Annotated in this window: 12 protein-coding genes; 11 read left to right on the forward strand and 1 reads right to left on the reverse strand. The window is 69.5% G+C overall.

Annotated features, from left to right (window positions below):
* The first annotated feature begins 89 nt into the window (after positions 1-89).
* Genes ACIP5T_RS14390 through ACIP5T_RS14400 form a run of 3 tightly spaced genes read left to right on the forward strand, consistent with a single transcriptional unit; the run spans position 90 to position 3584 of the window.
* On the forward strand, positions 90-866 hold the full coding sequence (locus ACIP5T_RS14390; RefSeq protein WP_400864501.1) for an electron transfer flavoprotein subunit beta/FixA family protein: 777 nt from the start codon (positions 90-92) through the stop codon (positions 864-866).
* A 1-nt stretch (position 867) separates the two neighbouring features.
* Entirely contained in the window at positions 868-1839 is a 972-nt protein-coding gene (locus tag ACIP5T_RS14395; protein ID WP_400864505.1) for an electron transfer flavoprotein subunit alpha/FixB family protein, read from the forward strand.
* Positions 1840-1841: 2 nt separating this feature from the next.
* Positions 1842-3584 carry a cytochrome b/b6 domain-containing protein gene (locus ACIP5T_RS14400; protein ID WP_400864508.1) on the forward strand — a complete coding sequence of 581 codons (1743 nt, stop codon included), beginning with the start codon at positions 1842-1844 and terminating at the stop codon, positions 3582-3584.
* A gap of 96 nt (positions 3585-3680) precedes the next feature.
* On the opposite strand, the gene ACIP5T_RS14405 is transcribed toward ACIP5T_RS14400, so the two are convergent.
* Entirely contained in the window at positions 3681-4187 is a 507-nt protein-coding gene (locus ACIP5T_RS14405; RefSeq protein ID WP_400864511.1) for a GNAT family N-acetyltransferase, read from the reverse strand.
* Positions 4188-4317: 130 nt separating this feature from the next.
* Between ACIP5T_RS14405 and ACIP5T_RS14410 the strand changes: the two genes are divergently transcribed.
* The 8 genes from ACIP5T_RS14410 to rocD all read left to right on the forward strand — a co-directional run bounded on the left by ACIP5T_RS14410 (position 4318) and on the right by rocD (position 13658).
* Positions 4318-4878 carry an acyl-CoA thioesterase gene (locus ACIP5T_RS14410; protein WP_400864514.1) on the forward strand — a complete coding sequence of 187 codons (561 nt, stop codon included), beginning with the start codon at positions 4318-4320 and terminating at the stop codon, positions 4876-4878.
* Positions 4879-4882: 4 nt separating this feature from the next.
* Positions 4883-5707, forward strand: a complete 825-nt coding sequence (locus ACIP5T_RS14415) for a hypothetical protein (protein WP_400864517.1) — start codon at positions 4883-4885, stop codon at positions 5705-5707.
* 132 nt (positions 5708-5839) lie between these two features.
* Entirely contained in the window at positions 5840-9544 is a 3705-nt protein-coding gene (locus ACIP5T_RS14420) for a proline dehydrogenase family protein (RefSeq protein ID WP_400864519.1), read from the forward strand.
* A gap of 129 nt (positions 9545-9673) precedes the next feature.
* A complete protein-coding gene (locus tag ACIP5T_RS14425; protein ID WP_400864522.1) occupies positions 9674-10120 on the forward strand; it encodes a hypothetical protein in 447 nt (148 codons plus the stop codon).
* Entirely contained in the window at positions 10120-10350 is a 231-nt protein-coding gene (locus ACIP5T_RS14430; RefSeq protein WP_042541438.1) for a helix-turn-helix transcriptional regulator, read from the forward strand. Before ACIP5T_RS14425 ends, ACIP5T_RS14430 begins: the two co-directional genes overlap by 1 nt.
* Before the next feature lies 1 nt (position 10351).
* Positions 10352-11398, forward strand: a complete 1047-nt coding sequence (locus ACIP5T_RS14435; protein WP_400864525.1) for an NAD(P)-dependent alcohol dehydrogenase — start codon at positions 10352-10354, stop codon at positions 11396-11398.
* 164 nt (positions 11399-11562) lie between these two features.
* Positions 11563-12450, forward strand: coding sequence for a dimethylargininase (gene ddaH, locus ACIP5T_RS14440; protein ID WP_400864527.1), 888 nt, complete (start codon positions 11563-11565; stop codon positions 12448-12450).
* Positions 12447-13658, forward strand: coding sequence for an ornithine--oxo-acid transaminase (gene rocD / locus ACIP5T_RS14445; RefSeq protein ID WP_400864529.1), 1212 nt, complete (start codon positions 12447-12449; stop codon positions 13656-13658). Before ddaH ends, rocD begins: the two co-directional genes overlap by 4 nt.
* Positions 13659-14092: the final 434 nt, after the last annotated feature.

Below are 14092 nucleotides of genomic sequence, written 5' to 3' on the forward strand. Positions count from 1 at the left end.
CGACCGGAACGGCGTCTGGGTCTCAGTCGCTCGATGGTTGGGACTCAGTATCAAGGGACTAGAATCAAGGCAGTCGTGAGGAGCAATCGATGAAGATCTTCGTCCTGGTCAAAGAGGTGCCCGACACCTATGGCGATCGCAAGCTGAACCTCGAGACGGGCCTCGCCGACCGCGGTGCCGGCGACGTGGTGCTCGATGAGATCACCGAGCGAGCACTCGAGGTCGCTCTCAGTCACGCCGACAAGAACGAGGGCACCGAGGTCGTCGCTGTGGCGATGGCTCCCGGCGGTTCGACGGCATCGGTGCGACGGGCGCTGGCGATCGGCGCAGGATCTGCCTTGCACATCGCCGACGAGCAGCTCGCGGGCGCTGACCTCGGGCTCACGGCCGAGACGCTGGCCGCCGCGATCCGCCGCGGCGAACCAGACCTGGTGATCACCGGCAACCTCTCGACCGACGGCTCGGGCGGCGTCATCCCCGCGATGATCGCCGAGCACCTCGGCTGGGCGCACGCGACCGCGCTGACCTCTGTCGAGATCACGGCCGAGGGCGTCACGGGCACGCGAGGGGCGGATGCCGGAGCGCAGCCGATCTCGGCATCCCTCCCGGCCGTCATCTCGATCACCGAAGCGCTGCCCGACGCGCGCTTCCCAAACTTCAAGGGCATCATGGCGGCGAAGAAGAAGCCGCTCGAGGTCCTGACCCTCGACGACCTCGGTGTCTCGGCCGACCCCGCTGCGGCTCCCCGCACGATCCTGACCTCCGTCGCCGAGAAGCCGCCGCGCGCCGCCGGTGTGAAGATCGTCGATGAAGGCGATGCGGCCGAGAAGCTGGTCGAGTTCCTCGTGCAGAACAGGCTGGTGTGACATGACCTACCCCGAGAACGCGATCCTCGTCCTGGTCGACCTCGACCCCGCAGGAAACGCCGCCAGCAGCACCGCCGCCCTGATCGGCGCGGCGGCGACCGTCGGCTCTCCGGTCGCGCTGGTCGTCGGCGGATCCGCAGATGCCGCCGCGCAGGTGGCCGCGGCGGGAGCATCCGTCGTGCTGACGGCCGACGCCGACGAGACGATCCTCACGGTGCCGATCGTCGACGCGCTGCAGGCAGCTTTCGAGCAGGTGCGACCGGATGCCGTGCTCGTCTCGAACTCCATCAGCGGACGCGATGTCGCCGGAAGGTTCGCGGTGCGCGCGAAGCTGGCGCTGTCGGTCGACGCCGTCGGCGTCTCTCGCGACGACGAGGGCATCGTCGCGCACCACTCCGTCTACGGCGGGGCGTACCTCACCGACTCGGCTCCCACGTTCGGCGCCCCGGTCATCACCGTGCGTCAGGGGGCCGTCGATGCGCGCGTCGACGCCGTGGCGTCACCGACCGTCGACGCGCTCGCTGTGACGTCATCCGGGGCAGCCGCTGCCACGGTCGGCGCCGTCGAAGCGGTCGAGGCCACGTCGTCTCGACCCGAGCTGCGCGGCGCGACCCGCGTCGTCTCGGGCGGCCGCGGACTCGCCTCGAAGGAGAAGTTCGTGCTCGTCGAGGAGCTCGCCGATGCGCTCGGCGCAGCCGTCGGCGCATCGCGGGCCGCAGTGGATGCCGGATACATCCCGCAGTCGCATCAGGTCGGTCAGACCGGAGTCTCGGTATCGCCGCAGCTCTATGTCGCGCTCGGCATCTCGGGTGCGATCCAGCACCGCGCGGGCATGCAGACGGCGAAGAACATCGTCGCGATCAACAAGGACGCGGAGGCGCCGATCTTCGACGTCGCCGACTTCGGGATCGTCGGCGACCTGTTCACGATCGTCCCGCAGGTGATCGCTGGCCTCGAGGCTCGGAAGAAGTAGCCATGGCGACGCGGATGCTCAGGCGCGGGCTCCCGCGCGTGCCCGGCGGCGAACCGTGGCCTCCTGGAGAGATCGCCGTCGATGGGGGCGGTGTCGATGCGGCTCCGGCCGCTCCGGCTCCGACCGCCACAGCGGAACCCGCCCGAACCGCACCGGCAGACGCCGCGCTCACTCCTGCCGACGGCGCGCAGCAGTCCTCCGTCGTCTCGCTTTCGCCCGGCCGGGCGGCAGCGCTGCGCCGTGGTCTGCCGCGTGTGCCCGGCGGCGAGCCATGGCCTCCCGCGAATACCGCCGTGAGCGGTGCAGAGCATGTGCCATCTCGGTCGGCGTCGACGACGGCGACGGCGGGGGCGGCCGCGGGGGTGGCCGCAACCTCGCTCGACGAGCGGCACGAGGCCGCACCGCTCGTTTCGCCCGCGGTCGAGGCCGCACCGCTCGTTTCGCCCGCGGTCGAGGCCGCATCGGTCGTCGAGCCACTGGACGACGGGACCCCTGCCGCGAACGCTTCGGCGAGCGCTGCCGCCCCGGCGGGATCCGTGCGACGCGGTCTCCCGCGCGTCGCGGGCGGAGAACCCTGGCCTCCGGCCGACACAGTCCCGGTGTCAGCCGCAGAGTCCGTCGCGGCCCCGGTCGCTGAGGCCGCCGCGCCCGCACCCGCAGTCGCCACCACAGCGACAGCGACAGTCCCCGCAGCATCCACCGCACCCGCAGCGACCCCCTCCACCGGCGTCGCCACCACCCGCACGGCTCCTGCCCTCGGCGACCCGTCTATCCCGCTGCCGTCCCCGCACACGGTGTGGAACGGCAGCGCTCCCCGACACATCACAGCGACCGCTCCGGCATCCGTCCGTCCCCGGCCCTCCTGGACCCAGGCGATCGCGGGTCTGCTCGGGGCCGCGGCCCTCGGCATCCTGGCCGCCGCAGCCGTGGCCTTGGTGCGCGCCCTGCTGAGTTTCCCCTTCATGCAGGACTTCCTCGCCGCCTTCCCCGGAGAGTACGAGCCGGCCGTCGCTGTCGAGCCCGGGTTCGCGCCGTGGACCAACTGGGCGCACTTCTTCAACGTGTTCCTGATGGTGCTGATCATCCGCTCGGGCCTGCGCATCCGCAACGAGAAGCGGCCGACCGCCTTCTGGACCCCGCGCAACGACCCCAAGGGCAAGGTCAGCCTGACGATCTGGTTCCACCAGGCGCTCGACATCCTCTGGCTGGTCAACGGCGTGATCTTCGTGGTGCTGCTGTTCGTCACCGGGCACTGGGCGCGCATCGTGCCGACCAGCTGGGAGGTCATCCCGAACGCGCTGTCGGCCGCGCTGCAGTACGTGTCGTTCGACTGGCCGACCGAGCACGGCTGGGTGAACTACAACAGCCTGCAGCAGCTGGCCTACTTCGTGACCGTGTTCATCGCGGCCCCGTTGGCGGCGGCGACCGGGTTCCGCATGTCGGGCATGTGGCCCAAGAAGGCGGAGCGACTGTCGAAGGCGTACCCGATCGAGTGGGCCCGTGCGCTGCACTTCCCGGTCATGATCTACTTCGTGGTGTTCATCATCGGGCACGTGGCCCTGGTGTTCCTCACCGGCTTCCTGCGCAACCTGAACCACATGTACGCCTCGTCGGATGCCGTCGGCTGGACGGGCTTCTGGGTCTTCGTGGCCTCCCTGGTGGTGATCGCCATCGGCTGGGTCGCGGCTCGCCCGCTCGTCATCGCGCCGATCGCGAAGCTGTTCGGCAGCGTGTCCGGGCGCTGACCCGGCTCCGTCTTCAGCACGGACTGCAGCCGGACGCAGAGAAACGGCCCCCTGCCGGTGGCAGGGGGCCGTTCATGCTGAGTCGCGAACGCGGAATCAGCGGACGAAGCGCACCTCGGTGAGCGTCTCGCCGAGGAACGGCTCGGTGTGGCTGGCGCCGTCGAGTGAGAACCCGTTGCGGGTATAGAAGCGGTGCGCGCGGGGGTTGTCCTCCGCGACCCACAGGTAGAGGGGCTCGTCCTTCTCGACCGCCGCATCGAACAGCTTCTGGCCGATGCCGGTGGAGTGATACGCGTCGAGCAGGTAGATGAAGTACAGCTCGCGGAACGCCGGGGCGTCCTTGTCGCGGGCGGGACCGGAGCCGACGAAGCCGACGATCTCGCCGTCGACGAGCGCAGCGCGCATCGTAAACTCGGGGCCCTGAGAGGCCCAATGCGTCCATAGTTCGGCCATGCGCCGGGGTGAGACCTTCTCGAGCGCGGCCTTGCTGATCAGGTGGTCGTAGGTCTCGTGCCAGCACTGCGCGTGCACACGACCAAGGGCTTCCGCATCCACATCACGGACCGGACGGACAATGACTTCAGGCTGGGCTTCGGCGCTCATATCGTGACTCTACGCGCGGCCTCCGGGATCAGGAAATCGAGCGGAAGCGTTCCCACAGCGCCGATATGCCGGTGGAGGGTTCGCACAACGATGTTCGCGATCCGTTCGTCGATGGCTACGATCAGTCCTCGTGAACGTGATCTGGCGCACTCTCCTCGTGATCCTCTCCGCCCGCCGTCGAGTGCGGCGAGGCAAGACGCTCGACGCGGCATCGGTCAGCAGCATCCGGCTGACGACGCTGCCGACCGACATCGACATCCTCCGTCACATGAACAACGGCCGATACCTGTCGCTCTTCGACCTCGGCCGGTGGGACCTGCTGATCCGCACAGGGCTGTTCGACGCCATGAACGAACGCGGCTGGTACGCCGTCGTCTCGAGCGAGACCGTGACATTCCGCAAGTCGCTGCAGCTGTGGCAGCGGTTCGAGGTGCAGTCGCGGTTCATCGGGCATGACGACAAGGCCGTGTTCCTGGAGCACAGGGCGGTCGTCGGCGGTGAGATCTACGCCCGCGTCATCGTGCGATCGCGGATGCTGCGCCGCACCGGCGGCACGGTCAGCAACGAAGAGCTGTTCGCCGCCGTCGGCAAGCCGGAGGGCGTGCCCGAGATCGACCCCTGGGTGCACGACTGGGCCGCGGCATCCGCCCTGCCTCCCGTGCGCACCCCGGCGCCGAGCGTCTGGAACTGACGCCGTGACCGATCCATGGGGTCTCGAGACACGAGCACCGGGCGACGTGCTGCTGGTCGGATGCGGCAAGCTCGGCATCCGCCTCGGTGAGCGACTCGTCGCAGCGGGCTCACAGGTCACGGCCATGCGACGCAGCGGGGGTGACATGCCTTTCCCGACCATCGAGGCCGATCTGCGGCATCCGCTCGACCGTGAGCTCCCCGGGTTCGACTCGGTCGTGATCACGCTGCCGCCGAGCACCGAGGGCGACTCGGTGTATCCGCCGGCGCTGCGGGGGCTCGCCGACGCCCTTCCGTCGATGCCGGGGCGGGTCGTGTTCGTGTCGTCGACGCGCGTGTTCGAGGGGCGTCCCGGTGAGACGCCGCTGACCGAGCGCGATGCACCACGCGTGTCGAGCGAGCGCGGCGGCGATCTGGTCGAGGGTGAGCACCTGGCGACGGAGCTGTTCGGGGCGCGGATCGTTCGTCCGGCCGGCATCTACGGCCCCGGTCGAGACTTCCTCATCCGGCGGGTGCGCGAGGGTGCGGCGGTCGACCACACCCGTCGCACCAACCGCATCCACGAGACCGATCTCGTCCGGCTGCTCGAGGCGATGCTGCGGGCCGACTCCGCACCACCGCTGATCCATGCCGTGGACCGCGAGCCGGTGCTGCTCGGAGACGTCGTCGCGCACATCGCCTCCCGCCTCGGAGTCGAGACGCCGCCGCACCTCGACCCGGAGGTCGGCGGCGGGACGGTGCTCGAGGGGCGCCTGCTCCAGGAGTTCCTCGGCGACCTCGAGTATCCGACCTTCCGCGACGGGTACGACGAGATGATCGCCGCACTCTGAGCGCTCCGTCTGGGTTCCGGTCGCCTGCCCGTGCCGTGCGTTCGCGCGATCGACGGCACGGACTGCGACCCGAACCCCCCGACGCGACCGTCGTTCACGGGCAGGCGAGCACGGCAGTCCTAGGCTGAGCTCATGGCCGACCCGATGCCCTCCACGGATCCAGAATCCGTCTCACTCGCGGACCGCGCCGTCGAGCTCGCCCGCCGCTGGGTGATCGAGGCCGCGGCCGCCGATGTCGACCCGGCCGCAGAGCGTCTCGCCGGCGTCCTGCAGGATGCCAACGGGCTGCCGTTCACACTCGGATTCGTCGACGGCGTCATGCGCCCCGAGAGCCTGAGCGCCGCAGCATCGCAGCTGCACCGCATCGCCCCGATCGTGCCCGACTTCCTGCCCTGGTACCTGCGGTCGGCTGTGCGGATCGGCGGCGGCGTGGCGCAGATGCTGCCGACACCCGTGGTGCCCATCGCTCGTCGGGTGCTGCGCGACATGGTCGGTCACCTGGTGGTCGACGCCCGCCCCGCGAAGCTCGGGCCCGCCATCGCGAAGATCCGCGAATCGGGCGCTCGGCTCAACCTCAACCTGCTGGGCGAGGCGGTGCTGGGTGAGGACGAGGCGCAGCGGAGGCTCGACGGCATCCATGAGCTGATCCGTCGCCCCGATGTCGACTACGTGTCGGTGAAGGTGTCGGCGATCGTCAGCCACATCTCGATGTGGGCGTTCGAGTCGGTCGTCGAGTCGGTCGTCGAGAGACTGCTTCCGCTGTATCTGACGGCCGCCTCGGATCGCACCTTCATCAATCTCGACATGGAGGAGTATCGCGACCTCGACCTGACGATCGCGGTGTTCACCCGCATCCTCGAGGATCCGCGCCTCGACGGTCTCGAGGCGGGCATCGTGCTGCAGGCCTATCTCCCCGACGCGCTGCCGGCCCTGCAGCAGCTCACCGCCTGGGCCCGCGAACGGGTCGACCATGGCGGCGCCCCCATCAAGGTGCGACTCGTCAAGGGAGCCAACCTCGCGATGGAGCGGGTCGAGGCGCGGATGCACGGATGGGCGCAGGCGACCTACGACACCAAGCTCGACACCGACGCCAACTATCTGCGCTGCCTCGACTGGGCGCTTCGCCCCGAGAACGTCGCTGCGGTGCGACTGGGCGTCGCGGGGCACAATCTGTTCGGCATCGCCTATGCGTGGTTGCTGGCGGGGGAGCGCGGGGTTGGTGTCCTCGACTCCGGTGCGGCGACTCCGGTCGCGAACACCCAGCCGCCGATCGAGTTCGAGATGCTGCTCGGCATGGCGCAGGGGCAGGTGCAGGCCGTCTCGCGCGAGGTCGGCGAGGTGCTGCTCTACGTGCCGGTCGTGAATCCGGGCGAGTTCGATGTGGCCATCAGCTATCTCGTCCGTCGTCTCGAAGAGAACGCGTCGAGCGACAACTTCCTCTCCGCCGCGTTCCGGCTCGGCGACGACGAGTCGCTCTTCGTGCGCGAGCGCGACAGGTTCCTCGACGCCGTCGACCGCTCGACGTCGCCGACGCTGCAGGTGGGCGCGCTGCGCAGCCAGGATCGGATGGCGCCGGTGCACGAGTCGATGCGCCCTGTGCCCGTGGCTCCCGCGCCCGAAGAGGGGCTGACCCAGGCGGTGCTCGGCATCTCGCGCGGCTCGGAGGACACCGGCGGGCCGTTCCTCGAGACGGCGGTCTACGCTCCGCGCGAGCTCGACGAGGCGACCGGCGGTGCTCCCGGATTCGCGAACACTCCGGACAGCGATCCGTCGCTTCCGGTCAACCGCGATTGGGCACGCGAGATCCACTCGCGCATCGCCGGCTCGACGCTCGGCACCGCGACGATCGACGCGGCACGTGTCGACGATGCCGACACGCTCGAGACCATGATCGCCGGAGTGCGGGATGCCGCTGCCCTATGGGGCGCGCGCCCCGCCACCGAACGCGCCGAGGTGCTGCTGCGTGCCGCGGCCGCGCTCGAGGGTCGACGAGGAGACCTGATCGAGGTCGCCGCCTCCGAGACCGGCAAGGTCTTCGCCGAGGCCGACGTGGAGGTCAGTGAGGCCGTCGACTTCGCCCGCTATTACGCAGCCAAGGCCAGAGAACTGGATGCCGTCGCCGGCGCCGCATTCGAGCCTGCGCGCGTCACCGTCGTCACACCGCCGTGGAACTTCCCTCTCGCCATCCCGGCCGGAGGCGTGCTCGCCGTGCTCGCCGCGGGCTCGGGAGTCGTCTTCAAGCCCGCCCCGCAATCGCGTCGCTGCGCCGCCGTCATCGCCGAGACGCTGTGGGAGGTCGGTGTGCCGCGTGATGTGCTCGCGCTCGTCGACATCGAGGAGGGCGACCTCGGTCGCGAGCTGATCTCGCACGAGGCGGTCGACCGCGTCATCCTCACCGGGTCGTGGGAGACCGCCGCGCTGTTCCGCTCGTGGCGGCCCGACCTTCCGCTGCTCGCCGAGACCAGCGGCAAGAACGCGATCATCATCACCCCGTCGGCGGATCTCGATCTCGCGGTCGCCGATCTGGTGCGCAGCGCCTTCGGGCACGCGGGGCAGAAGTGCTCGGCGGCGTCGCTCGCGATCCTCGTCGGCCCCGTCGGGCGGTCGAAGAGATTCGCCCGGCAGCTGGCCGATGCGACCCGGTCACTGCATGTCGGCTGGCCGACCGATCCGCTGGCCGAGGTCGGGCCTGTGATCGAGCGGCCGGAGGGCAAGCTCGCCTGGGCGCTCACCGAACTCGACGGCGAGGAGCAGTGGCTGATCGAGCCTGCCCTCTCGGCCGATGACCCCACCGGTCGACTCTGGCGGCCGGGCATCCGTGTCGGGGTGCAGCCGGGGTCGCGGTTCCACACCGAGGAGTTCTTCGGGCCCGTGCTGGGCGTCTTGCATGCCCCGACCCTGGAGCGGGCGATCGAGCTGCAGAACGCTGTCGAGTACGGCCTGACGGCGGGGCTGCACACGCAGGATCCGGCCGAGCTCGCCCTCTGGCTCGATCGGGTGCAGGCCGGCAACCTCTATGTGAACCGCGGCATCACCGGCGCGATCGTGCAGCGTCAGCCGTTCGGCGGGTGGAAGCGCTCGTCGGTCGGCCCCGGCGCCAAGGCGGGCGGACCCAACTACCTGATCGGACTCGGATCCTGGCGTTCGAGCGGGTCCGGCACGGTGTCGAGCACGCTGCATCTGCGCGGGCTCGACTCGCGCATCACCGACCTCATCGAGTCGGCACAGCCCTCGCTCGGCTTCGAGGCGTTCGAGTGGCTGCGTCGTTCGGCGCTCTCGGATGCGCTCGCCTGGGACAGGGAGTTCGGGCAGGTGAGAGACGTGTCGCACCTGGGCGTCGAGCGAAACCTGTTCCGCTACCGCCCTGTGCCGGTCGCGATCAGGGCCACGGCGGATGCCGGATGGCAGGAGCTGCTGCGCGTCGTCGTCGCCGCGGTGCGCGCCGGGGCCGGATTCGTGCTGTCGACCCCGGTGGGTCTGCCGTCGGCGGTGCGCCACGCGCTCGGCGAACTCGGTGCCGTGGTCTACATGGAGACCGACGACGAATGGATCGAGCGGATGCGGCGGCGCGGCGACGATTCGAACGGGCCGCTCGAGTCGCTCGACGACGAGCTGCGGCCGAGCAGGGCGCGCCTGGTGGGACCGCGCGACTCGGTGGCCGCGCTGCACCGAGCGCTGGCGGTGGCTGTCGACGGCGACCCCGACCTCGCGGTGTACGACGGCGAGGTCACCTCCGCCGGACGCATCGAGCTGCTGCCGTTCGTGCACGAGCAGGCGATCGCGATCACCGCGCACCGCTACGGCAACCCCGACGACTGGAGCGCCCCGGTCATCTGACCTGGTCGCCCGCACGCGACGAGGGATGCGTTAGTGACCCCGCCTACGGGGGCCGGCCTACCGCGTCGTGTAAAGAATTCTTGACACAGCGGATGCCGCGGGCATACTGTCGTGTCAAGAATCTTTTACATGGGAGGCATCATGGTCTACGAAGAGCGCAACGCCTGGGCCGGTCTCATCGTGGGCCTGGTCGTGATCGGGGCCTACGTCGTCATCGTCCTGCAGCAGGCCGCCGGCGGACCGGTGACCGATGTCGACTGGTTCCCGCTCATGCTGTGGACGATCGGTCTCGGCATCGTCGCCACGATCGTGCTCAGCATCGTCTGGGGAATGATCGCCGGCGCGAAGGATCCCGACGGGGCCGGCAAGTCCGATGTCCGCGACCGCGACATCAGCCGTATGGGCAGCCGGGTGGAGCAGGCCTTCGTCGTGATCGCGGGCCTCGGTGTGATCGCGCTGTGCGCGGTGAGCGCCGACGTCTTCTGGATCGCCAACACCATGTTCGCGGGGTTCGCCGTCTCGGCCATGGTCGGCAGCGTCGCGCGAGTCGTCGCCTACCGACGGGGACTCGTCTGATGGTCAAGCCCACACTCGTCTCCAACCGCATCCGCGCCCACCGCGAAGCAGCCGGGCTCACCCAGGCCGAACTCGCCCGCAGCATCGGCGTGACGAGGCAGACGCTGATCGCGATCGAACAGGAGAAGTACTCTCCGTCGCTCGAGCTCGCATTCCAGATCGCCCGCGCCTTCGGCGTGGGGCTCGATGACCTGTTCCAGTATCCGCAACCCACCAGCACGGAGGTGTGACATGACCGAGACCGACAAGACCCCGACGAACCAGACCGAGATGATGCCGGCGTGGCGTCGCGAGACCTACGGCTCGGCCGACGGATTCCGGCTCGAGCAGATCCCCATTCCCGTGCCTCGGCACGGCGAGGTCGTGCTGCGCGTCGAGGCGACCGCGCTCCACGCGGGCGACGTCCGACTCATGCTCGGCGACCCGCTGCTCGTGCGCCCGATCTTCGGGCTGACCCGTCCGAAGTATCCGGTGCGCGGAATGGAGGTCGCCGGCACCGTCGTGGCCGTGGGGCCGAGCGCGATCGGAGCCGAGCTCGGCGAGCGTGTCGTCGGTGAGGTCACCGGAGGTGGAGGATTGGCATCGCATGTCGCGGTGCCCGCCGCCCGGCTCGTGCCGATCCCGCCCGATGTCACCTCCGAGACCGCTGCCTGCCTGCCGGTCTCGGCCGGCACCGCCTGGCAGGCCCTCGACCGCGCGGGGATCGGCTTTCGCGCGGCCAGAGGCAGCGTGGCCGGACATGTCCCACGCGTTCTCGTGATCGGTGCTTCCGGGGGAGTCGGCACCTTCGCGGTGCAGCTCGCGGCGCTGCGCGGCGCCGAAGTCTGGGCGACCTGCGGCGAACGCAACTCCCGGCTCGTCGAGCACCTCGGCGCCGTGCGCACGCTCGACCACCGCACTGCACCGCTGGGCGACCTGCCGGCCGGGCACTTCGACGCGGTGATCGACATCGCCGGAGGCATGGGCCTGCGCGTGCTGCAGCGACTCGTCGTGCCCGGCGGCTCGGTGGTGCTCGTGGCAGGCAACGGAGGGCACGTACTCGGACCGATACCGCGCATACTCACGGCGCTGCTCCTGTCGATCGGGTCGAGTCGCCGCATCCATCCGTTGGCGGCGACGCCGCGCCCCGAGGTCCTCGCCAAGCTGCTCGAGCTCACGGCGGAGGGCCGCATGACGCCTGTGGTCGAGCGGGAGTACGCCTTCGACGATGCACGCGCCGCCCTCGCGCACCTCGAGGCGGGCCACACCGTGGGCAAGGTCGTCGTGCACGGGGCCTGACCGCGAGGCGCGGTGCTCTGGCGGCGTTCAGGGGCGGATGACAGAATGGATGCTGGCGTGCCCGAGTCGCATCTTCCCCCGGGCGTCGACTCTGACCGAGCGACGCGGGTCGAAGGACCGCCGGGCCCCTGGACAGCGTCCGCCGCATCCGTTCGAGGAGCCCCATGTCTGTCGAAACCACTGCGCCGGCGTCCGAGACCGCAACCCCGGTCCGCACCGCACACCACCGTCACTATCTGATGTGCAAGCCGTCGCACTTCACGGTGAACTACTCGATCAACCCGTGGATGGAGCCGACGAAGCCGACCGACACAGCTCGGGCTGTCGAGCAGTGGCAGAAGCTGCACGACCTCTACCTCGAGCTCGGTCACGAGGTCGAGCTGATCGAGCCGCTCGCCGGATACCCCGACATGGTCTACACCGCCAACGGCGGGTTCCTGATCGACGGCCGCGCGTACGTGCCGAAGTTCCGCTTCGTCGAGCGTCAGGGTGAGGCCCCCGCGTTCGCGGACTGGTTCCGCGGTGCCGGCTACGACACCGTCATCCCCGAAGAGGTCAACGAGGGCGAGGGCGACTTCCTGCTCGTCGGCGACGTGATCCTCGCGGGCACCGGCTTCCGCTCGACCGGCGACAGCCACCGCGAGGTCGGAGAGGTGTTCGGTCGCGAGGTCGTGTCTCTCAACCTCGTCGACCCGCGGTTCTATCACCTCGACACCGCGATCGCGGTGCTCGACCCCGTGCAGGGCGTTGAGAACGGCGGCCCCGAGCGCGCGAACATCGCGTATCTGCCCGGCGCCTTCGACGATGCGAGCCGAGCGATCCTCGAGGAGCGTTTCCCGGATGCGATCCTCGTGTCCGACGAGGACGGGTCGGTGTTCGGTCTCAACTCGGCGAGCGACGGCTACAACGTGGTCATCTCGCCGCGCGCGCTCGGCTTCGAGAAGCAGCTGCGCGAGCGCGGCTACAACCCGATCATGGTCGACCTGTCCGAGCTGCTGCTCGGCGGCGGCGGCATCAAGTGCTGCACCCTCGAACTGCGCGGTGACGCGTGACCGCCGTCGACGCCGGCGTCGACGCCGAGGTGACCGCCGAGCCGCACGTCGCCCACAACTATCACCCGCTGCCGGTCAACATCGCACGCGGTGACGGTGCCTGGGTGACGGATGTCGAGGGCAAGCGGTACCTCGACCTCCTCGCCGCCTACTCGGCGGTGAACTTCGGCCATCGGCATCCTGCTCTCGTGGCGGCGCTCACCGAGCAGCTCGGTCGGGTCACGCTGGTCAGCAGGGCGTTCCAGAGCGATCGGCTCGAGCCGTTCGCCGCGGCACTCGCGAAGCTCGCCGGCAAGGACATGGTGCTGCCGATGAACACCGGTGCCGAAGCGGTCGAGACGGGCATCAAGGTCGCCCGCGCCTGGGGATACCGCGTCAAGGGCATCTCCGAGGGCCGGGCGCGGATCATCGTCGCCGCCGGCAACTTCCACGGCCGCACCACCACGATCGTCAGCTTCAGCGACGACGAGCAGGCGCGAGCCGACTTCGGTCCCTATACGCCGGGCTTCGACGTGGTTCCCTACGGGGATGCGGATGCCGTCGCCGCCGCGATCACCGAAGACACCGCCGCCGTGCTGATCGAGCCGATCCAGGGGGAGGGCGGGGTGGTGATCCCGCCGGAGGGATACCTGCGCCGCATCCGCGAGATCTGCGACGACAAGAACGTGCTGTTCATCGCAGACGAGATCCAATCCGGACTCGGACGCGTCGGCGAGACCTTCGCCTGCGACCGCGAGGGTGTCGTGCCCGACCTGTACCTGCTGGGCAAGGCACTGGGTGGCGGAATCCTGCCGGTGTCCGCCGTCGTGGGCAACGCCGATGTGCTCGGAGTCATCCGCCCGGGGGAGCACGGCTCGACGTTCGGCGGCAACCCGCTCGCCGCGGCCGTGGGGCTGCGCGTGGTGGAGATGCTCGAGTCGGGGGAGTTCCAGGAGCGCGCTCGTGCACTCGGGGCTCACCTCGCCGCGGCACTCGAACCGCTGAAGGGTCATGGGGTCACCGAGGTGCGCATCGCCGGCCTGTGGGCAGGCGTTGACATCGACCCCGCCAAGGGCACGGGGCGCGAGATCGCCGAGAAGCTGCTCGACCGTGGGGTGCTGGTGAAGGACACGCACGGCCAGACGATCCGCATCGCACCGCCGCTGGTCATCCGGGCGACCGAGCTCGACTGGGCGGTCGAGCAGTTGAAGCTGGTCCTGGGGGCCTGAACCCCGCGTCCGCCGGGCGACACGCCCGGCGGACAGCCCGGATTTGCCGGAACCCCGGAACCCACGTAACTTATTACTTGTTCGCCCCACAGGGAAGCGGAGAGGCCGAGAGCTTCACCCCCCTCAAGCGGAGAACCACCTCCACTCGATCTGCTCCTCGGAGCAGATCGCAGACACACTTCTGTCTGACCTGGAGCTTCCTACCGGAACAGCGGTCAATTTGACAGCGACGCCGGAACGGATAAGCTAGTGAAGTTGCCTCGGAGGCCTTGAGCCCCGAGCTGCAGATCTGGTTCTGAGCTTCACGGCGTGTCGATTTGACAGCCGGAACAGCGAAGATAAGATAGAGAAGTTGCCCTTCGGGCCTGGTTGTGATGACTGGGTCGTGGGAGCATCCGATCCTTGAGAACTCAACAGCGTGCACTTGTCAAATG

Source organism: Microbacterium sp. NPDC088619, from assembly GCF_044752825.1.
In the GTDB taxonomy this organism is placed as follows: domain Bacteria; phylum Actinomycetota; class Actinomycetes; order Actinomycetales; family Microbacteriaceae; genus Microbacterium.

What these genes read in the sequence shown, in the direction of transcription:
- ACIP5T_RS14390 (WP_400864501.1), top strand. Translation starts at nt 90, where the DNA reads ATGAAGATCTTCGTCCTGGTCAAAGAGGTGCCCGACACCTATGGCGAT.
- ACIP5T_RS14395 (WP_400864505.1), top strand. Translation starts at nt 868, where the DNA reads ATGACCTACCCCGAGAACGCGATCCTCGTCCTGGTCGACCTCGACCCC.
- ACIP5T_RS14400 (WP_400864508.1), top strand. Translation starts at nt 1,842, where the DNA reads ATGGCGACGCGGATGCTCAGGCGCGGGCTCCCGCGCGTGCCCGGCGGC.
- ACIP5T_RS14405 (WP_400864511.1), bottom strand. Translation starts at nt 4,187, where the DNA reads ATGAGCGCCGAAGCCCAGCCTGAAGTCATTGTCCGTCCGGTCCGTGAT.
- ACIP5T_RS14420 (WP_400864519.1), top strand. Translation starts at nt 5,840, where the DNA reads ATGGCCGACCCGATGCCCTCCACGGATCCAGAATCCGTCTCACTCGCG.
- ACIP5T_RS14425 (WP_400864522.1), top strand. Translation starts at nt 9,674, where the DNA reads ATGGGAGGCATCATGGTCTACGAAGAGCGCAACGCCTGGGCCGGTCTC.
- ACIP5T_RS14430 (WP_042541438.1), top strand. Translation starts at nt 10,120, where the DNA reads ATGGTCAAGCCCACACTCGTCTCCAACCGCATCCGCGCCCACCGCGAA.
- ACIP5T_RS14435 (WP_400864525.1), top strand. Translation starts at nt 10,352, where the DNA reads ATGACCGAGACCGACAAGACCCCGACGAACCAGACCGAGATGATGCCG.
- ddaH (WP_400864527.1), top strand. Translation starts at nt 11,563, where the DNA reads ATGTCTGTCGAAACCACTGCGCCGGCGTCCGAGACCGCAACCCCGGTC.